The following is an 18,619-nucleotide window of genomic DNA, read 5'->3' as shown; positions in this document are numbered from 1 at the left end:
AATCAAGGTAACAGTTTTGAAGCGATCGCCAGTCTAAATTTTTTCAATTAATGGATTATTCAATACGCAAGGAGAAACGCTAACTTTACTAGGAAAACCGACCTTGCCAGAAACACGAACTCGATCGAGATAGCCGATCGATTTGCCATCATTAGTTGTCACTTTTAAATCAGCATGGGTATAAGAGAATTTGGATTTGCTCCAATCTTGAAGCTTGGCTTTTTCGGTGCTATTTGGCGCGCGCAGTGCGGTATCGATCGGGGCAACCCGATTTGCTGCCGTGCCATATGTCGTCCAGATGCCCACGCGTCCGGGTTTATTGACATCTTTTACCGCTCGAATTTCTAGCAGTACCGACATTTTATCTTTGCTAGAAACTTTCTCTGGTAATGTTAAAAACCCTTCAACTGCGATGCGTTTATCATCGTTACTGCGATCGCAGATGCGATCGAAACTGACTTTTTGACCGACAGTTGGTGGTTCCGATTTAGTATTACAACCTGCCAATGAAAATAAGATGATAAGTATGGGTAGATAAAGATATTTTGTCATAACTGACCTTCCGTGATAGCGATAAATACGCGCTCGATTTCGATAACTAACGATTGTCGGTCTCGCGTTCTGAATTCGTGCAACAAACGTCCACACCAATCTCCTTCGTGAATATGGAGCGCATACTCACCGCGCTCCAAATCACCTTCGGGATACCAACCGACATCGAGTAGTCTGTTGCGATCCTGATTCTTCATTTGGAGCATGTCCTCCCGAAAGAAGCAAATATGCTCCTCGTCTGGAATCTTATCGGGGATGGGATCTATCTCAAAGAGACCTTCATTGTGCGCAACTGTCCATCCAGCCGGAATCCTCAGCGGTTGTAGCGGTGTGTCCATCCACATAAATCGAATCGATCTCATAATGCGTGCAGCCGTCTAACTAGCGATCGTCAGGGAACTTTCTGGATAATACAACTCGTTCGCAGTCAACTTCGATCTATTTTTCAACTATCTCAGATCGATCCCAACCGAGCTGGCTAACCCATTTAGAATTTTCCATCGATGTTGTCGTGTTCTGCATCGCCTTAATGTGCTCCCGTTGACCCTTCTCGTATGTATCTAATATCGTCGAGATATACTGCTTCAAATCTGGATCGGTCTCTTTTTTGAGAAGTTCTTTGGCATCTGAAAATACTCGCTGAACATTTTCTCTAGCAGCAAGACATTCCGATGCTCTATCCGAGAGATCCTTAGCAGTTTTCTTATAGTCAGAAAGCTTTTCATCACCTTCTTGAATCTGCTGCTTAAGTCCTGAAATTGCTCCTGTATTTTTTCGATCGATTGCATCCCGAAGCTTTTTACGGCTATCGAGGTAGTTTTCGAGAGTTTTCTCTACTTTTGGTCTGTCAATACCGAAATTATTACAGATTTTATTTTTGTATTCTGACAAGTCTTTACATTTTTTATTCAAATCTTCATTGAAACCCTTGTACGGAATACTATCGCAACCACTGTTTATTGCAGCAGCTTGTTTAAAGTCATCTACCTTCGCTGCCATTGCTGGAGAGCAGAGAATGAGGGTGAATATGGTTGGTAAAAAAATCCCGATCGATATCGATACATTTAAAATTCGCAATTTTCCTAATAAACCAATCTGACGAGTTGAAAACTGACGACCGTAGCTATTCATATCAAACTTCCTTTAAACTTAACTAAAGAGATGAAAATTAGATCGATCTCAAACAGCTTAATTGACACCCACTTAACGCTTCACCGTCATTGCCGATCCGCCACCCCTGCGAACGGGTTCGGCTGCTGCCGTAATTCGACCATTGGGAGCGATTTGCATTCTGCAACGCTACGCGAACGAAATCCCCGTCGCGGCACCAATTTCGGTAACTGGTTCTAAAACGTGTCCTAGCGCGATTAAGCCTTTACCTAAATCCGTCTTTAGCTATTTGAGTTGTGGCGTAGTCCTTTACCGCACCCCCGGCTTATCCGGCTCCCTTCCCTTTATAAGCTACCGTGTATACACAAGTCTGATTGACTTCGTTTCTAGATCTAAATCCCCCAAACCCCCTTAAAAAGGGGGCTAAGATCCGGTCAAAGTCCCCCTTGAAAAGGGGGATTTAGCGGCTCCCGTAACTCCTTTGGAGTGGCTGCGCCAACGTCGGGTTCCCCGACGGATTAGGGAGACAAGACAGGGGGATTTCTAGGGCTTTCGCTTCCCTCCAGACTTGTGTATACACGGTAGCCCTTTATAAGGGGGGGTTGGGGGGGGTAAATCAACCCAAAACGAAGCTGATTTATACTTATGCAAACACCGCAGCCATTACCCTAGAGGGCGGTGGCTGATTTTGGTAGCTTTGCCAGGGATGAGATCGATCGAATGAAATCCGATCTCTTTCAATAGACTGGTTTCGGGTAGCTTGACGGGGATGGGATGCTCGCCGTTGCCAGGAGTGGGGAGGGGAAAGGCGGTTGAGGCTGCGGTGTGGAACTGAATATTACCTTCTTGATGTCTAACGACTTGATGGATGTGACCGCTCAATACGGTGACAGAGGCAAACCGAGACAGGAGGGAGAGCAATTTGGCAGAATCGGCGGTTGCCCAGCCCCATTGGGGATAGAGATCGTATAAGGGCAGATGGCTAAAAATGACGATCGGGGTATCTTGTTTCTGAGCTGTCAAATCTTTGGTGAGTAAATCTAGTTGTGCTTGTCCGAGTACACCTTTGCCGCTGGCTGCAAAATCCAGCACGTTAGTCACCGCTAAAAAATGTATTCCAGCTTGGTTCCAGATTTGCAAACCTTCTTTGACATCTTTGGGTTTGAAGGCTGCGGCGTAGGTTGTACCGCGATCGCCGATCGTGTCGTGTTCTCCTGCTAAAGTAAACAACGGGACTTTCAATTGAGACATCAGTTGTTTGGCAAGATCGAATTCTTCGGGTTTGGACAAATGGGTGATATCTCCGGTATGAACGACAAAAGCAGGTGGTGTGGCTAGCGCATTAATTGCCGCGATCGTTTTTTGCATTGTATCGGTGACATGTTCGTTAGCAGGTTTTTTGAAGCCGATATGCGTATCGCTAATTTGAACGAAGGACAGCGGGGAGGCTTTAGATGGTGTTTGGGCAGTTTGTTCGCCAACACTACATGCGGTGAATAAGCCATTTGAACCGACTGCCCAGACGATACCGAGTCCAGTCCAGCTCACATGTTCGATAAATTTTTTGCGTTGCATGGGTATTCCTCCAGTTAGTTGGTTTGGGGTATAACTGTCAGTGTCTCTATCTAGGTTGACGATGTTGGGTAAATAGTCCGGTCATACTTAGTCCGGTGGTAACTAAGCCAATTAGTGCCAGACCATTTAATGCTGGCAAAATCGCATCGAATTTGAAAATTTTGAAGGTGTGAATGCTGGTAAAAATAGCCGCGAGTTCTGGTTGGTGCAGCCATTTTTCGGCAATGGTAATGCTTATACCAGTCAGAGCGGTAAAGAAGATCGGCAAACAAAAGAGTGTGGCAATCTGTCGATGGTATTTACGGAAAGTATTTTTCATCATTTCCTTCTCAAAAGATTTCAAACTTTAATGACTTGTTCGCTGATAACTAACTTCACCTTTTTCATTGCGATGCGCTTGATAAGTGCTGCCCCTATAAATCAATTCATAACTGCATGGTTTGACAACATCGGGTTTGGCGAGGGCTAGATCGAAGCGATAAGCGACACCCCTGTAAATCAAGTTGCGGGAGGATTTGCGAGAGTGTGGCAATGGAGAATTAGCTCTAACGCGATCGGGATCGTAATTATAGGTAATGCCACGATAAATGAGCTTAATTACTTTGCTTTCGATAGATTTTCTCTGAATAATATTAGTCATTTCAAGTTAAATTTTGGGATAAATTCAATGCTTTATTAGCTTTACTTGTTAGTTTTCTGTCAATCCTTTCATTTGACTTTCGAGATTAGAGATGTAGTCTCCATCGTTTAAAATTTGGACTGATAATTGATGTGTCTTAACAGCAGCCTGAATCAAATCTTGAGCAACGATCTGTTTGGAGACGATCGCGTCAATTAGTCCGCCAGCAGATGGAATACCCCAATCTTTGAAATAACCTTGGTAGGCAATATATGTCAAATTAAAGGGTGTAATTTGGTTGGCTGTGCTTTGAGCATGTGCTGCGACTGGAAACATGGCTCCCGTAAATATGAGTGTAGCGATCGGGATAAACATCATGCGTTTCATAGAATCACCTCGGCGATCGGTTATTTAGCCATAGCAAATTCACCCACATTCAACAGCTAGATCGAACTCAGGCTATCGAATATGTAAAATACGATCTAAGAAAAAGCTATGGGAGCAAACAAATAAGCAGTTAGGGGTGTCTCCAGAATCTAGTTGCAACTTATGCCTGGAAATAGTGCCAGTGAGTTATTCATTTGTCTCTATCTTTAAAACGACTCGTTTCGAGTTTTGGATGTGAATTTGGCAAAACTTTCTCAGCGGATGTCTCAAAAGTCCTCGCTACTAAGGTTTGAGTTAATAACTGCGATCGAATCTACATAAAAACTTTGGCCGACAGCTCATCCGATTAACTTCATCAATCGTTTTAAAGATAAGGGGGAATGTATTCTATGCTTGTAATATGCCTAAGATTGACAGCACTACGGCATTAAGTACTCTGGCAGGGAAAGCAATGGAGCTGAGTTCTGACGATCGCCATCTATCTGCTCAGTCTGCCGTAACTGATGCCGAGCTATTACAGAACTTGCAGCTCAAGCAGCCAGAAGCTTTGAAGTGTCTCTACGATCGCTATGGTAGTTTGGTATATGGAGTCAGTTTAAAAGTATTACAAAACCAGCCAGAAGCTGAAGATCTCACGCAGGAAATTTTTCTATCATTATGGCAGCGACCGATCGCTCCCGATAAACAAGGTCATTTGCTGCGCTACTTAATTGCCATGACAAGATCTCGCGCGATCGATAAATTACGATCGCGCACTCGTAACCTCAACTTAGTTCAACGCTGGGGACAAAATGTCACAGCAGAAACCACCGAGCCGACTCCATTCGATCGAGCGGTTGTCAACGAGCGATCGCAGCATGTGCGGCAAGCCTTAAGCCAACTTTCCGATCGCCAAAGAGAAGCGATCGAGCTAGCTTATGATGCCGGATTGAGCCAATCAGAAATCGCCAAACGCCTCAACGAACCCCTCGGTACTGTCAAAAGCTGGACTCGCCAAGGACTTCTGAAACTGAAGCAAATTTTAGAGAATTCGATCGAGTAAGTTTATGAACGAACCCCTGACTCCCGAAGCAATTGCCGCCCTCACCGCAGGCTATGTCATCGGCGATCTCGATCGTCGCGAGGTAGAAATTTTCCAGCAATTACTAACAGATAACCCAGAATTACAGGCAGAAGTAAAGCAACTAGAGACAACCTTAGATCGGGTGATTTATGACTTAAATAGTGTCGAACCACCGCCCCAACTCCAAGCGGCGATCGTGGCTGCGGCGAACAATCCTGTCTCACCATCCCCGCGCGAGTCGAGGTTCCGCTGGCGGACTGTCATGGGTGGTGCCGCAGCACTGCTGATTCTGTATCTAGGAGTAGATAACTATCGCTTGCGACAGGATTTTCGCATCGCTGGCGACATCAAAACCCTCCTAGAACAGCCTCAGACGCAATTTTTCTCGCTTCAGGCTGCAACTAAGTCCGATCGAGCTACAGGGAGCTTTGTCGTTAATTTAGGGAAAAGACACGGGATTCTCGCAGCGCAAAACTTGGCGGCTCCACCTTCAGGTAAATTCTATCGACTGTGGGCGATCGTCGATGGCGAAACAATTCCCTGTGGTACTGTGAAAATTAGTCCCCAAGGCAAGGTCATGGACAAATTCTGGATGCCTGCCGACTTTTATCAAGGGATCTCTGGATTATTCGTTACGGTAGAATCGTCGGAAACTAGCCGCTATCCCACCGGATCGATCGTGATGCAAAGTCGTCGCTCGGCGACGGGAATAGGGAATAGAGGATAGGGGATAGGGAATAGAGTCGGGATTTGATTAGTTCCACAAAACTTAATTTTTCGATCGTCAGTGAGGTGAAACTATGAAACACCTAATCGTATGCGATCCCGATACGCGCCCGAGTAGTCCCGCCGCCAAAGAGTTTCGCGATTACCTACGGTAGGCTACGCCAACTCAATGACGATCCGACATACGCTCATCCCGCCCCCAATTCAGATCCGGCAAAATTGCCATACGTGTATGCCACATTCGATCGATTGCATGAGAGTACCAAACAGCGTTGGTGTGCGATCGAAACCTATCGTCCCGAAGGGCTGAGAGTATTTGCCACCAGACTGAATGACTTGTGTCGATTGTAGCTGCACTCATCGATCGATAGAAATCGATACGATAAATTGTGAAACTCGATCTACTCGCGATATTTGGGGGTCATATATTCATGACACAACCACAATGTCAGCGAACTTTTTAGCAGCGGACTATTTTCTGGCTAACCCGCTGGCGACTGAAATTTACCTGTGATGAGGCGTTTGTGTCTAAAATATATAGCGGCAAACCAGTTATTTCTGCTAGGTTTTTACTAAGGGTTGATTTACCGCCGCCAGTATTGCCAAACGCTGCTACTTTTTTCATGGCCATTTTGAGACGATCGTTCATTCGTTTGCAAAGTTAACTACGTTAACTAATAATCGATATAATGAACTCAATTATGCACGAGGTGAAATCGATCGATGAGTGACTTAGTTTTTTTGCCCGCTCATCAATTGGCGCAGATGATTCGCGATCGCCAAGTTTCGGCGGTAGAAGTTGTGGATGCGTATCTGGCTCAAATTGCCAAATACAACTCGAAGCTGAACGCGATTTGCACCTCGGACGAACACACGGCTCGCAGCAAAGCGCAGCAAGCAGATGCAGCATTAGCTCACGGCGAAAATTGGGGTGCGTTACATGGCGTACCGATTACCGTCAAAGATGTATTTGCAACGGCGGGACTGCGAACGACAGCAGGATCGGTGTCTCTAAAAGACTATGTTCCCCAACAGGATGCCACCGCAGTCGCTCGGCTGCGATCGGCAGGCGCGATCGTGCTTGGCAAAACCAATATCGGCGATCTAGCAGGCGGTTATCAGGGACTAAATGATGTTTTTCCTCGCGTAAATAACCCGTGGAATCTGGAGTACACGCCAGGGGGAACTTCTAGTGGCGGTGCGGCGGCGATCGCGGCGGGACTTGCACCGATCGATCTGTGTTCCGATTTGGGTGGCTCGATCCGTCAACCCGCTCATTTCTGCGGTATTTATGGCTTCAAACCAACCGATCGGCTCGTGCCGACGACGGGGCATATTCCCGAAGTTCCAGGCGCGCCGCGTTGTCTGCGGCAAATGCTGACGGTGGGTACACTAGCGCGATCGATCGAGGATTTAAGTCTGTGTCTGCAAATCATCGCGGGTGCCGATCGATTTCAACCTGACATTCCACCCGTTTCACTGGGGCATGTAATCGCTAAACCACTGGAGAATCTGAGAATTGCCTGGGTAGATGAATGGGCAAACTATCCCGTGGCTACCGAGATTAAATCTGCCATGCGATCGGTTGCCACCAAGCTGACAGGAGCGGGTGTTGCCGTCGAAGAGTGGGTACCCGATTTTGATTTTCTGGCGGCATGGCAAACTTATTACGAGCTAGTCACCTACAATCTCGTCTACGCTCGATCGCTAACTATGGCCGATATTCGCCAGAATTTGGCTTTTTTATGGCGGGAGGCTACTCAAGGCGATCGCGAATTTCGCAAACTGGGTAATCTGGCTAAGATTGGAGTGCCGATTTCCCTCAATCCGACGCTCAAAGGCTATTTTGAAACGCTAACACAGCGCGATCGTTTTACCACCCAGATGGATGAAGCGTTGAGCCAATGGGATGTCTGGCTGTGTCCGGTAGCGATGACACCAGCATTTACCCATCGCGATCGCGGTGCGGCGATTCAGGTTGACGATCGCCATGTCCCCTATTCGATGGCTTCGGGGGCTTATGTAGTGCCATTTAACCTGACTGGGCATCCGGTAGTTGTCATCCCCATTCCGCGAAGCGGAGGCTACGCCAACGGTCAAACTCAGAGTGGATTGCCGATCGGAATGCAGATCGTGGGGAAACGCTGGCAGGATCTAGATTTATTGGAGATCGCGCGGGAACTCGATCGAATAGTTGGCAATTTTCAGCAGCCAGCAGGTTACCGAGGGGATAGGGATTAGAGATTAGGGAATAGGGGTTAGGCTTTAGGGGTTAATCAATCAAAAATCCACAATCTGCAATCCACAATTCATCTAGGCTGGTGGATCGAGTTCGGGGGCGATCTCTGTCTCGATTTCTTGCTCTTGAACCGATAATCCAGCGAGATGGAAAATCGATAACCCGATCGCGACGATCGACAAAACGTAACTGTGTAAAGTATAAAGGTGAACGATTGTTTCGGTAGAGATCGCCTCGCCGCCAGTCAGAATGGTGCTCAGAGTCGGGCCGATCAGAGGGATAGCGGAGATCGTCCCTAGCTCGATTTTAAACCGCCAGAAGCCCTGCTGCGACCAATCGAGAATCATTGATGTCCACCCCAAACCCACAGCATTGAGCGTTAATAAAATTCCACTCACCCAAGCGACGATCCACGCCGGACGAAATTGCTCGCCAAAAAACATCACGATGATTTGAATCAATGCCAAAATCAAAAAGCCATTTCCGGCTAAGTGATGCACCGTCAGGATCAACCAGCCAAAATTGATTCGGGTATCGATCTGTTTGAGTGAATTATAAGCAGCACCCGCACTCGGCTCGTAGTAAAACGCCAGTAACAAGCCAGAAATCGCCGCAGTAAGTACGAGCGAGAGAATGGACACGGCGATGATGGTCGCTAGTTGTTGCAGCCTTACTGTAGTATTTTTTATCATCGGTTCAACCTCCTAAAACAGACCTAGTGAAAACGTATCTTCGATCGGCAACCGCGCCCCAAAGCCCAGCCACAGCGTCACGATCGTACTAAATGAGAAAATCGCGATCGATACCCCCCGCCGCAAGCGCGGATCGAACCGCACGAGGTTTTCAATGATGGGTAACAGTAACAATCCCGTCGCAAATGCCACCATCGTCACGATCCCCACGATCTTGTAGGGTATCAGCCGCACGAGCTGATATACGGGGAGCAGATACCACTCGGGGAGTAGATGTTCGGGTGTCGCAAATGGATCGGCCGGATCGTTCATGGCAACTGGATTTAGCACGGCTAAACCAATACACAGCGCGACGGTACCCAATCCTACTGTCGGAAACAGATACAAGAAATTGTTCAGCCACGCCCACCGATGGCGACTTGTGCGTTTTGGTACGGTAACGGGAGTCTGCGAGCGATCGGTCTTATCGGTAGGTTGTCGATCGAGTTGGGTCATGATTTACTCCTGCCATTCGATTGCGGATTGTGGATTGCGGCTCTCGCTCGTCGGGAAACCCGACGGTTTAGAGAGACAAGACAGCGGATTGTGTCGCTCTCATGGGAAATGTTTCCTTAAGATTTATTATCTAACATTGACAAGAAAAGCAGAACGACCATTTTGGGTAGATCGATCGATTGGGGATTGGGTCGCGAGCTGCTGCTCTTGCCTGCTGGCTTCGCTAAGATGATAGGGAAGTAGGTATTTTTTCGCTGGATAAGTCTTGAATGAGTCGAATTTTGTTGACGACCTTGGGTTCGCTGGGCGATCTCCATCCCTATATTGCACTGGGGTTAGGATTGCGAGATCGGGGTCACGAGATTGTATTTGTGACGATTAAAGACTATCAAGCCGCGATCGAAGCAGTGGGATTTGAATTTCAGCCGCTGGGGGAAGATTTCATGAACGTTGACGATCCGGAAATGGTGGCCAAGATGATGGATCGCCACCAGAAAATCTGCCACCAGAGTTAATGGCGATCGATTATGCCCCATATTCCCAACTCTTTGCGCGTGCGGCAGCGATCGTCCATCAAGGCGGCATCGGTACGACGGCGCAGGGATTGCGATCGGGTCGTCCGACGTTAATTATGCCTTACAGCCACGACCAACCGGATAATGCCGCTCGCGCCGAACGACTGGGAGGATCGCGGACGATTGCCCGCGAAAACTACACTATCGATCGTGCTGTCAAAGAATTGAGTGCATTGCTCGCCAATCCCAGCTATGCAGCTAAAGCCGCAGAAGTCGGTCGCATTGTCAGTGCCGAGGATGGTGTAAGTCTGGCTTATGAGGCGATTTTGTCCAGACTGGGTCGAGCCAGAGTTCGACCCAGTCTACAGAGCTAAATACCCTTAACTTCTTTCAATAAAGCTTGCAGATTTGCTGTTTCCATCCGCGCGCCTAGAATTGTCACTAACTGCGCCGAAGCTCGCGAACCCAGCCGTCCAGCCGCGACCCAATCCATGCCATTGGTAATGCCATACAATACCCCACCAGCGTACATATCGCCAGCACCGACGGTATCGATCGCTTTAACAGGAAAAGGGGCAATTTCAAGTAATGTTTGACCGTCGAAAATCACCGAACCTTTGGCACCGAGAGTGAGGGCAAAAGTCTTGGAAATGGTTTTTAAATACTCGATCGCGGTTGCTAAATCTTGAGTGCCAGCCATCTCAAATGCCTCGCTGTCATTGGCAAATAATAAGTCTACACCAGGGCCGAGCATGTCTAGCAGTCCCTGTTTGAAGAACTTAGCCATGTTTTGGTCGGAAAGGGTCAAAGCGACTTTTCGACCTGCTGCAACGGCCATTTCTCTGGCGGTAATTGCTGCTTGTTTACTGGTTTCGCCAGTGACTAAATAACCTTCGATATAAGTATAAGCAGAGTTGGCGATCGCCTCTGGAACTAATTCGACTTCAGATAAACTAGAAGAAATACCTAAGAAAGTATTCATCGATCGATCGGCGTCGGGAGTAACAAATACCAGGCATTTACCCGTAATTCCGGGTTCGGGCGGGTGAACTTTGAGATTGGTATCGACGCCAGATGCTAATAAGTCTTGGAGATAGTATTCGCCTGGTTCGTCTTTGGCAACCTTACAAGAATAAAATGCCTTACCGCCAAATTGACTCACAGCTACGATCGTATTTGCGCCAGAACCACCGCACGTTCGCTTGCTAGCCGCATTTCCCAGCCGAGCGAGAATTTTGTTCTGACTGGCTTCATCGAGTAGTGTCATCACACCTTTGTCGATGCCTAGTTCTACCAGTACTTCTGGCTCGACTTCACATTCGACATCGAGCAGCGCGTTACCTAGTCCGTATACATCGTAGCGTGTCATAAAATTTTCGATCGAGGAAGTTAACAAATAACAGGATACTATTCATCGATCGATCGTACCCGTTCGATCTCGTAAACTTTGTGCGGATGGGTAGCATTTGAAGCCGAAAATTGATGTTCGTTGCGCCCAGCCGACGGAAACGCGGATGTGATTCTGCTAGAGTTAAAACAGATATTCGCGCTCATTTCTATGTCACATATTCGTTCTTATCTCAATCGACTACTATTATCGCTGGTGACGATCGCGATCGCCATTGGCATCTTCGCGCTTCCCGCTCGGGCTACTGCTGTCTACGAGATTCCAGTTGTCTCTGCTGGCGTACCGACTTGGGTAATCGATAAAGCCGATGTTTTGAGCTTATCGACGAAGGGTTCTGTCAAAGGTACCTTAGAACAACTCGCCAAGCAGACGGGTAAAGAAGTCCGATTTGTCACCATCCATCGTCTCGATTATGGCGATACCGTTCAGGTTTTTACCGATAAACTGTTTAAAAAATGGTTTGCAACGGACGCCGAACAAGCCAATCAAGTGCTAATTGTCTTGGATAATGTCACTAATACGATCGGGATTCAATCTGGTGCTGAGGTTAAATCGACGCTCACAGATCCAATTGCTACCAGCATTATCAATGAAACGATGCAGGCACCTTTACGCAGTGGGAATAAATACAATCAAGCTTTTAGCGATGGGGCTGACAGACTTATCGCAGTATTGTCTGGAAAACCAGATCCCGGTCCGCCAGTGGTTATTTCAACTCCAGAGGTGGGTAGAACTTATCTTAAAGCAGAAGAAACTCAAGCCAATCGTACCAACTTTTTGGTTATCGTCATTGGGCTGTTAATTCTAGCGACAGTGATTCCGATGGCAACTTGGTGGTGGTATCAAAATCAAAGTTAGAGATCGGTTGTCGATAATTGGCGATTGGTTATTGGCGATCGATAATACTATCTGTCGTATTGTCACTAACCATCAGCCACAACTTGATAAGCTGTTAGTCATTTAATTTACTTACCTCTTCCTCGCTCCCCGCTTTCAAGAATTTTAATAAGCAATCGAAATGTCAGGGCAGTTTATCAGTCCTGAATATATTCTGCCCCTGAGAGTAACGCTATCTCTGCACGCACAAATTCTCGTCCCAGATATGCCGCATGGTCTAACATACTTACTGGCGATGGTTCGGTTTGTTCGAGAATTTTCACGCATAACTCTTTAGCAGTTCGTCCGACATACAAAGTGGTATTAGTCCGAGTTACTTTGCCTTTGGCGGGGATGACTTTACCAGTTTCGGGATCGACTGCCAAACCGCGATCGTCGATGATGTTAGTATAGTGCTTGGCACAGATTAAACCATCTGCTCGATCGACATAAATAATAAAGTAGCCCTGCGGATCGAGTGCGATATCCCGATTGGATAATTCGTTATCGATCGCGGTTAAATTAGTGGTTAATAAAGTCATGAATGTGAGCTTAAATAATTACATTAGATCTAGATTAACCGATTTGTTTGCGATTTGTGTCTGTTTTGGGCGGATTTTCGATTTTTTTGGCTAAAAATGTTCGCTTCTAGACTTTGGGGATAAGTGCTATATGCTAGGCTAGCATCGATCTTTAGGCGTTATCGTAGTTAGAATCGATCGTCACTGGCAATCTACAAGGGTTTGCTGTTGACGAAACTTGAGAAGTGGCATTTATGTCGATCGACAGGCGATAGTGCTTGAGTGAATGCTTAGATCTGCACCCCATTGGGCGGTTCACCCTACCAGCAGCCCTACGGGCACCCCTCCCAAGAGGGGTTACGGTATATACACAAGTCGGCTAGACTTCGTTTCTAGATCTAAATCCCCCAAACCCCCTTAAAAAGGGGGCTAAGATCCGGTCTTAGTCCCCCTTTTTAAGGGGAATTTACACCAATTTCGCTTTTTTCTAGAGATGTGTATACACGGTAGCCCAAGAGGGGATTTTCCCGATCTAAGGGGAGGGAGGTAGATCTTTAAAGGGGGTAGGTTAAGTCCCAACTCCCAACTATCAACTATCAACTATCAACTCCTTACCTGGCTTCATCGGTAAATCTTGATTGATGGCGACAATTTGTTGCTGTTGCAACTCATTAGATTCAGCTAGATGATCGCGCAAGATTTGCCCAAAGCGGGGATGGTAAAAACGATGCAAACTGTAATTAGCAGTTGCCGGAAAACCGCGCCGCTTTTTGTGTCTGCCGCCCGCACCAGGATCGAAAATCTCGATTTTGTTTTCAATCGCCCACTCGATCGGGGTATAGTAGCAAGCATCAAAATGGAGACAATCAACATCTTCACTGCTACCCCAATAACGACCGTACAATCGATCGCCTTTAGTAATACAAAAAGACATGCCGACGGGGATAGAAGGATCTTCGCCCGTCGCCGTGACAAATACTACCCGATGCCGATATTTTGCGTGCAAGCCATCAAAAAATTCGGGAGTGAGATATTTACTTCCCCACCAGCCAAATTTGTCGCAGGTATCGGCATAAAAATTATACATTTGGGAAAATAACTGCGGTGCGATTTGCTCTCCTGTGACGGTAGTCAAATTTAAGCCACCCTCGCGTACAGATTTACGCTCCCGTTTGATATTCCGTCGTTGATTGGCATTAAACGCGCCTAAATAATCATCAAAATTCTGATACTTTTGGTTTTGCCAGACATAATTATGATTGACCCAAGTATTATATCCATATTCGTTCATCTGCGATCGCCATTCGGGATCGACATATAAGAAGTGACATCCCGATAACCGATGCGTCTTACAAAAATCATCGATCGAGCGCACCATTAATTCGGTAATCTTGGCTTCATTTTCTCCAGGCGCAATCAAAAACCGATACCCTTCAGATGGAGTAACTGGAGTCATCCCCACCAATTTGGGATAATACCTAATGCCCATCCGCTGCGCCAATTCTGCCCACTGATTGTCGAAGACAAATTCACCATAACTATGTCCCTTGACATATAAAGGCGCGGCTCCAACTAATGTTTGCCCCTTCCAGACTGTCAAATGCGTCGGCAACCAGCCAGTTTCGGCGGTAACGCTGCCAGAAGTCTCTAAATTATTCAACCACTCCCACTCTAGAAAAGGAGTCTTTAACGGTACAGCCAGCGCATCCCAATCCTCTTGTGGAATGTCTGCTAAGTTATTGAACCAGCGGATCTGATACGAAGATAGAGACATTATTCGTTTGCTGCGGTTTGGCACCTATATATTCTATCGAAACCGCACGAGTCTGGCATCTGTAGCCATTTTATCGTAGGGGGTAGGCTTTAGGCTAAAGCCTAAAGCCTCCTGAACAGCTTGGGTTGTTTATCTTTTTCTATCGCTGCCTGTCAGTTCGCGGCAAAACTGTTTAGAATCGAGTTATCCCAACTTCGTTTTAGGACAATATTATGGCAGTCAAGCAACAGTTTACTAGCTTTGAAGATGCGATCGCCAATAGTGACTTACCGATTTTAGTTGATTTTTATGCGACTTGGTGCGGCCCTTGCCAGATGATGGCCAAGATATTAGAACAAGTCAATATCGAACTCAATGGGCAAGTGAGAATCATGAAAATCGATACCGACAAGTATCCCCAAATTGCTTCTAATTATCAGATTCAGGCATTGCCAACTCTAGTTTTATTTAAAGGCGGACAATCTGTCGATCGATTGGAAGGAGTCTTACCCGCCGAACAATTAATCGATCGAATTGGTCAATTTTTGTAACTATCATTATGGTATTGAGCGAGTTGCTGCTAACGCCACCAAATTCCTGGCCTTTTTGGGCAGCAGCGGCGGAAAAATCTTTACCAATGGTTATTTGCGATCGAGCGTAGAGATCGGTGTTTCTGGCGACCGCAACTTTTCTGTCAGCTTAAAGTTAGCTAAGTCTAGTTCCAAATCATTAGCAGTCTATTATCGAGCTAAGAAGCATCTGGAATTACTACGTTACATCACTCAAACCTCCGAATTTTAGGAGCGTATAAAATGAGAAAATTTATTTTTCAGAGTTTATTAACAATCGCCGGAGCATCAATTTTAATCCAACCGATCGCTCCATTCAAAGCGATTGCTACTCAAAACTCCACTCCGTTAAGAATAGGTCGCTATCTTCAAAATCTCCCTAGTGAATTAATTATAGCTACTCCGGAACATCAGAGCGACGATCGATCGGGTTTGCTCCCAAAAACGCTGACAGCGCGGAGAATGGAAGGTGGTCCTGGTGGCGGCGGTGGTAGTCCTGTTGGCCGTGGCAGAATTAACACCCCCAGCCAGAGTCCAAGTTCTTCAAATATACCTGTAAGGAATGTATATTCTTCTCTTAATAAGTCACCTGACTTTCCTAGAGGCTTTCGCTCTGCTCCAAATGGAACCCAAAAAGTGGAGATAAATCACCGAGAACTAGTACGAGAGTTGAGAAAGATCGAACCACGTAAGTGGTATAAGGTTTATAGAAATGGATACGTCGGAACTAATAAAGTTTCAGTTCACTATTTTGAAAGTGCAACTAGAAGAGTATTTAATGTTAAAGTAAAAGACGGCTGGAGCTGATTTGCTAATAGTGTCCAAGGCACCAAAAATGTCAAGCATCCGTAGAGGTAGGGTGGGTAGTGCTCACCACATAGGTTGTAGACTTTTTGGAGGTTATAAATGTTTTTGCTAGCCTAATTAATTGCCAAAACATAGCCCTGACTCATTTACGTCAGGGCTATGTTTTGGCAGCCTAAATAAAGATGTTATGCGCGAGAATTGGCTGCGCCTTCCCCGCCTTCAGTAGAGGGTGAATCGGTCGAAGTCGGTTGCGAACCGTCACTCGATTCTGTGCCCATATAATAGCCCCACTTCCAGTCGGTGACTTCGGGCAGATCTTCACCGTAGGTAGTAATATACCGATGGTGTTCGATCAGTTTATTACGAATTTCTTGTTTGACGTAGGCTCCGATATTTTTGAGTTTGGGAGTACGATCGATCGCATCTTGTGCAAGATGAAAACGATCGAGATCGTTAACTACGGTCATATCGAATGGTGTGGTGGTGGTACCTTCTTCTTTATAGCCGCGTACGTGGATATTTTCGTGATTGTTGCGGCGGTAGGTGAGGCGATGGATCAACCAGGGGTAGCCGTGGAAGGCAAAGATAATTGGTTTGTCGGGAGTGAAAATCGAGTCGAATTCGGTATCTGTTAAACCGTGGGGATGTTCGCTTTGGGGTTGGAGTGTCATCAGATCGACAACGTTAACTACCCGAATTTTAAGGTTAGGGAAATGCGATCGCAAAAAGTCTACCGCTGCTAAGGTTTCGAGGGTGGGGACGTCACCCGCACAAGCCATCACGACATCGGGTTCGCTATGACGATCGTTACTCGCCCATTCCCAAATGCCCAATCCTGCCGTACAATGCTCGATCGCGGCATCCATATCTAGCCACTGCAATTCGGGCTGTTTGCCAGCGATAATTACATTCACATACTGACGGCTACGCAGGCAGTGGTCGGCAACTGCTAGTAGGGTATTAGCATCGGGTGGGAGGTATACCCGCACGACTTTGGCTTTCTTATTAGTCACCACATCGATAAAGCCGGGATCTTGGTGGCTGAAACCATTGTGATCTTGCCGCCAGACATGGGAAGTCAGTAGATAATTGAGCGAAGCAATCGGTCGCCGCCAGGGAATATCATCGCAGCTTTCCAACCACTTGGCATGTTGGTTGAACATCGAATCGACGATGTGGATGAATGCCTCATAACAGGAGAAAAAGCCGTGCCGTCCGGTCAACAGATAGCCCTCTAGCCAGCCCTGACACATGTGTTCGCTCAAAACCTCCATGACCCGTCCGGTGGGCGAAACACGATCGTCTGTGGGCAATATTTCGGCTGTAGACATCCGTTCGGTGACTTCCAAGATCGCATTCAGGCGATTGGAATTATTTTCGTCGGGACTCATCACCCGAAAGTTTTGGCTCTCTAAGTTCAGCTTCATCACATCCCGTAGAAATTCACCCAGCGTGCGTGTCGATTCAGCGATGCCAGTACCGGGTTTGGTAACTTCGATCGCATAATCGCGAAAGTCGGGCATTTTGAGATCGCGAAGCAGCATCCCGCCATTGGCATGAGGATTTGCCCCCATCCGTCGATCGCCTGTAGGAGCCAGTTCTGCCAGTTCGGGAATCAGTTTGCCGCGAGAGTCAAAGCATTCTTCGGGCTTGTAACTTTTCATCCAGCTTTCTAGCAATGTGATATGCTCTGGATTGCTTTTCATCTCGGAAAATGGGACTTGATGCGATCGCCAGTAGTCCTCAGTTTTCTTGCCATCTACTTCTTTTGGCCCCGTCCACCCTTTGGGCGATCGTAAAATAATCATGGGCATGGGAACTCGTTGCTGATAGCCATGCACCCGCGCTTCGCGCTGAATGGTTTTAATTTCGGCGATGACGGTATCTAGCGTTCCTGCCATTAATTGGTGCATCTCTGCGGGTTCTGAACCCTCGACAAAATAGGGCTTGTAGCCATATCCCACAAATAAACTCTCCAATTCCGTCTGTGGGAGCCGCGACAAGACGGTCGGATTGGCAATCTTATAACCATTGAGATGCAAAATCGGTAAAACCGCGCCATCCCGCGCCGGATTGAGAAACTTATTTGAGTGCCAGCTAGTTGCCAATGGTCCCGTTTCTGCCTCGCCATCGCCGACTACACAAGCCACCAGCAAATCGGGATTGTCAAACGCCGCGCCATAAGCATGAACCAGCGCGTAGCCCAATTCTCCACCCTCATGAATCGAACCGGGTGTTTCGGGGGCCGCATGGCTGGGAATGCCACCTGGAAATGAGAACTGTTTGAATAAAGCTTTAATTCCCGCCGTATCTTGGGAAATATTAGGAAAGAATTCGCTGTAAGTCCCTTCTAGATAGGTATTCGCGACCATCCCTGGCCCGCCGTGCCCTGGCCCTGCGATATAAATGGTATTGAGATCTTGAGCCTTAATCACCCGATTGAGGTGAGCGTAGATAAAATTCAGACCTGGAGTCGTCCCCCAGTGCCCCAATAGCCTGGGCTTGATGTGCTCGATCTTTAATGGTTCTTGTAACAGCGGATTGTCGAGGAGATAAATCTGACCGACAGAAAGATAATTTGCCGCACACCAATAGGCGTGAATTTTTTGCAGTAGATCGGCACTCAACGGTTGTGGCCTGGTGGAAGTTGCAACAGTCATAAGTTTTACTCCGTGAAGTTTTCTACCGGACAATTAGGCGGGGAGCGGGGAG

Annotated in this window: 24 protein-coding genes and 1 pseudogene; 10 read left to right on the top strand and 15 right to left on the bottom strand. The window is 46.9% G+C overall.

The window, feature by feature from the left end:
* Positions 1-33: 33 nt before the first annotated feature.
* From CHA6605_RS28670 to CHA6605_RS28640, 7 genes are all read right to left on the bottom strand, one after another.
* Complete coding sequence (locus CHA6605_RS28670) at positions 34-552, bottom strand: hypothetical protein (protein WP_015162846.1); 519 nt, start codon at positions 550-552, stop codon at positions 34-36.
* Positions 549-914, bottom strand: coding sequence for a hypothetical protein (locus CHA6605_RS28665; RefSeq protein WP_051038992.1), 366 nt, complete (start codon positions 912-914; stop codon positions 549-551). Before CHA6605_RS28665 ends, CHA6605_RS28670 begins: the two co-directional genes overlap by 4 nt.
* A 76-nt stretch (positions 915-990) precedes the next feature.
* Positions 991-1,683, bottom strand: a complete 693-nt coding sequence (locus tag CHA6605_RS28660) for a hypothetical protein (RefSeq protein ID WP_015162844.1) — start codon at positions 1,681-1,683, stop codon at positions 991-993.
* 642 nt (positions 1,684-2,325) lie between these two features.
* Complete coding sequence (locus tag CHA6605_RS28655) at positions 2,326-3,237, bottom strand: metallophosphoesterase family protein (RefSeq protein WP_015162843.1); 912 nt, start codon at positions 3,235-3,237, stop codon at positions 2,326-2,328.
* Between the two features lie 46 nt (positions 3,238-3,283).
* Positions 3,284-3,556: a peptidase gene (locus CHA6605_RS28650; protein ID WP_041548525.1), complete on the bottom strand. Its 273-nt coding sequence runs from the start codon at positions 3,554-3,556 to the stop codon at positions 3,284-3,286.
* 27 nt (positions 3,557-3,583) lie between these two features.
* Positions 3,584-3,877 (bottom strand): DUF4278 domain-containing protein, encoded by a 294-nt coding sequence (locus CHA6605_RS28645; RefSeq protein ID WP_015162841.1) that lies wholly within the window; start codon positions 3,875-3,877, stop codon positions 3,584-3,586.
* Between the two features lie 48 nt (positions 3,878-3,925).
* Positions 3,926-4,243, bottom strand: a complete 318-nt coding sequence (locus tag CHA6605_RS28640; protein WP_015162840.1) for a hypothetical protein — start codon at positions 4,241-4,243, stop codon at positions 3,926-3,928.
* A gap of 400 nt (positions 4,244-4,643) precedes the next feature.
* On the opposite strand from CHA6605_RS28640, the gene CHA6605_RS28635 reads away from it, so the two are divergent.
* From CHA6605_RS28635 to CHA6605_RS36380, 3 genes are all read left to right on the top strand, one after another.
* On the top strand, positions 4,644-5,285 hold the full coding sequence (locus CHA6605_RS28635) for a sigma-70 family RNA polymerase sigma factor (protein WP_015162839.1): 642 nt from the start codon (positions 4,644-4,646) through the stop codon (positions 5,283-5,285).
* Positions 5,286-5,289: 4 nt separating this feature from the next.
* Entirely contained in the window at positions 5,290-6,033 is a 744-nt protein-coding gene (locus CHA6605_RS28630; protein WP_015162838.1) for an anti-sigma factor, read from the top strand.
* A 218-nt stretch (positions 6,034-6,251) separates the two neighbouring features.
* Complete coding sequence (locus CHA6605_RS36380) at positions 6,252-6,383, top strand: hypothetical protein (protein WP_269744550.1); 132 nt, start codon at positions 6,252-6,254, stop codon at positions 6,381-6,383.
* Between the two features lie 53 nt (positions 6,384-6,436).
* Here the strand turns inward: CHA6605_RS36380 and CHA6605_RS33330 are convergent.
* Positions 6,437-6,657: pseudogene (locus CHA6605_RS33330) on the bottom strand (hypothetical protein); the annotation flags it as partial.
* Between the two features lie 98 nt (positions 6,658-6,755).
* Here CHA6605_RS33330 and CHA6605_RS28625 point away from each other — a divergent pair.
* The gene (locus CHA6605_RS28625) at positions 6,756-8,273 is read left to right on the top strand and encodes an amidase (RefSeq protein ID WP_015162836.1); all 1,518 of its coding nucleotides are present in this window, start codon (positions 6,756-6,758) and stop codon (positions 8,271-8,273) included.
* Between the two features lie 72 nt (positions 8,274-8,345).
* Here CHA6605_RS28625 and CHA6605_RS28620 read toward each other — a convergent pair whose 3' ends face one another.
* Complete coding sequence (locus tag CHA6605_RS28620) at positions 8,346-8,963, bottom strand: cytochrome b N-terminal domain-containing protein (protein ID WP_015162835.1); 618 nt, start codon at positions 8,961-8,963, stop codon at positions 8,346-8,348.
* 12 nt (positions 8,964-8,975) lie between these two features.
* Positions 8,976-9,458: a cytochrome b6-f complex subunit IV gene (gene petD / locus CHA6605_RS28615; protein ID WP_015162834.1), complete on the bottom strand. Its 483-nt coding sequence runs from the start codon at positions 9,456-9,458 to the stop codon at positions 8,976-8,978.
* Positions 9,459-9,727: 269 nt separating this feature from the next.
* Between petD and CHA6605_RS35955 the strand changes: the two genes are divergently transcribed.
* A complete protein-coding gene (locus tag CHA6605_RS35955) occupies positions 9,728-9,973 on the top strand; it encodes a glycosyltransferase (RefSeq protein ID WP_086936285.1) in 246 nt (81 codons plus the stop codon).
* A complete protein-coding gene (locus CHA6605_RS35950) occupies positions 9,973-10,347 on the top strand; it encodes a glycosyltransferase (RefSeq protein WP_051038991.1) in 375 nt (124 codons plus the stop codon). The genes CHA6605_RS35955 and CHA6605_RS35950 overlap by 1 nt, the downstream gene beginning before the upstream one ends.
* Here the strand turns inward: CHA6605_RS35950 and CHA6605_RS28600 are convergent.
* Both CHA6605_RS28600 and CHA6605_RS34735 read right to left on the bottom strand, forming a co-directional pair.
* Positions 10,344-11,342 carry an adenosine kinase gene (locus CHA6605_RS28600; protein WP_015162833.1) on the bottom strand — a complete coding sequence of 333 codons (999 nt, stop codon included), beginning with the start codon at positions 11,340-11,342 and terminating at the stop codon, positions 10,344-10,346. The two genes, CHA6605_RS35950 and CHA6605_RS28600, sit on opposite strands and share 4 nt — an antisense overlap.
* Positions 11,343-11,380: 38 nt before the next feature.
* Positions 11,381-11,527 carry a hypothetical protein gene (locus CHA6605_RS34735; RefSeq protein ID WP_157260132.1) on the bottom strand — a complete coding sequence of 49 codons (147 nt, stop codon included), beginning with the start codon at positions 11,525-11,527 and terminating at the stop codon, positions 11,381-11,383.
* A 4-nt stretch (positions 11,528-11,531) separates the two neighbouring features.
* Here CHA6605_RS34735 and psb32 point away from each other — a divergent pair, with 4 nt between their 5' ends.
* Complete coding sequence (gene psb32, locus CHA6605_RS28595) at positions 11,532-12,239, top strand: photosystem II repair protein Psb32 (protein ID WP_015162832.1); 708 nt, start codon at positions 11,532-11,534, stop codon at positions 12,237-12,239.
* A gap of 176 nt (positions 12,240-12,415) precedes the next feature.
* Here psb32 and CHA6605_RS28590 read toward each other — a convergent pair whose 3' ends face one another.
* Positions 12,416-12,799 carry a DUF4346 domain-containing protein gene (locus CHA6605_RS28590; RefSeq protein ID WP_015162831.1) on the bottom strand — a complete coding sequence of 128 codons (384 nt, stop codon included), beginning with the start codon at positions 12,797-12,799 and terminating at the stop codon, positions 12,416-12,418.
* A 568-nt stretch (positions 12,800-13,367) separates the two neighbouring features.
* Positions 13,368-14,552: a GNAT family N-acetyltransferase gene (locus tag CHA6605_RS28585; protein ID WP_015162830.1), complete on the bottom strand. Its 1,185-nt coding sequence runs from the start codon at positions 14,550-14,552 to the stop codon at positions 13,368-13,370.
* Between the two features lie 212 nt (positions 14,553-14,764).
* Here CHA6605_RS28585 and trxA point away from each other — a divergent pair, with 212 nt between their 5' ends.
* Genes trxA through CHA6605_RS28570 form a run of 3 tightly spaced genes read left to right on the top strand, consistent with a single transcriptional unit; the run spans position 14,765 to position 15,907 of the window.
* Entirely contained in the window at positions 14,765-15,082 is a 318-nt protein-coding gene (gene trxA / locus CHA6605_RS28580) for a thioredoxin (protein ID WP_015162829.1), read from the top strand.
* Positions 15,066-15,332 (top strand): hypothetical protein, encoded by a 267-nt coding sequence (locus CHA6605_RS28575; protein ID WP_041548523.1) that lies wholly within the window; start codon positions 15,066-15,068, stop codon positions 15,330-15,332. Before trxA ends, CHA6605_RS28575 begins: the two co-directional genes overlap by 17 nt.
* An 11-nt stretch (positions 15,333-15,343) precedes the next feature.
* Positions 15,344-15,907: a hypothetical protein gene (locus tag CHA6605_RS28570; protein ID WP_015162828.1), complete on the top strand. Its 564-nt coding sequence runs from the start codon at positions 15,344-15,346 to the stop codon at positions 15,905-15,907.
* Between the two features lie 185 nt (positions 15,908-16,092).
* On the opposite strand, the gene CHA6605_RS28565 is transcribed toward CHA6605_RS28570, so the two are convergent.
* Positions 16,093-18,567, bottom strand: a complete 2,475-nt coding sequence (locus tag CHA6605_RS28565) for a phosphoketolase family protein (protein ID WP_015162827.1) — start codon at positions 18,565-18,567, stop codon at positions 16,093-16,095.
* Between the last annotated feature and the right edge of the window lie 52 nt (positions 18,568-18,619).

The sequence above is a fragment of the Chamaesiphon minutus PCC 6605 genome, from assembly GCF_000317145.1.
Classification (GTDB): Bacteria; Cyanobacteriota; Cyanobacteriia; order Cyanobacteriales; family Chamaesiphonaceae; genus Chamaesiphon; species Chamaesiphon minutus.
Note: the sequence above shows the minus strand (reverse complement) of the source record. Positions and strands in the feature narration are given on the sequence as shown.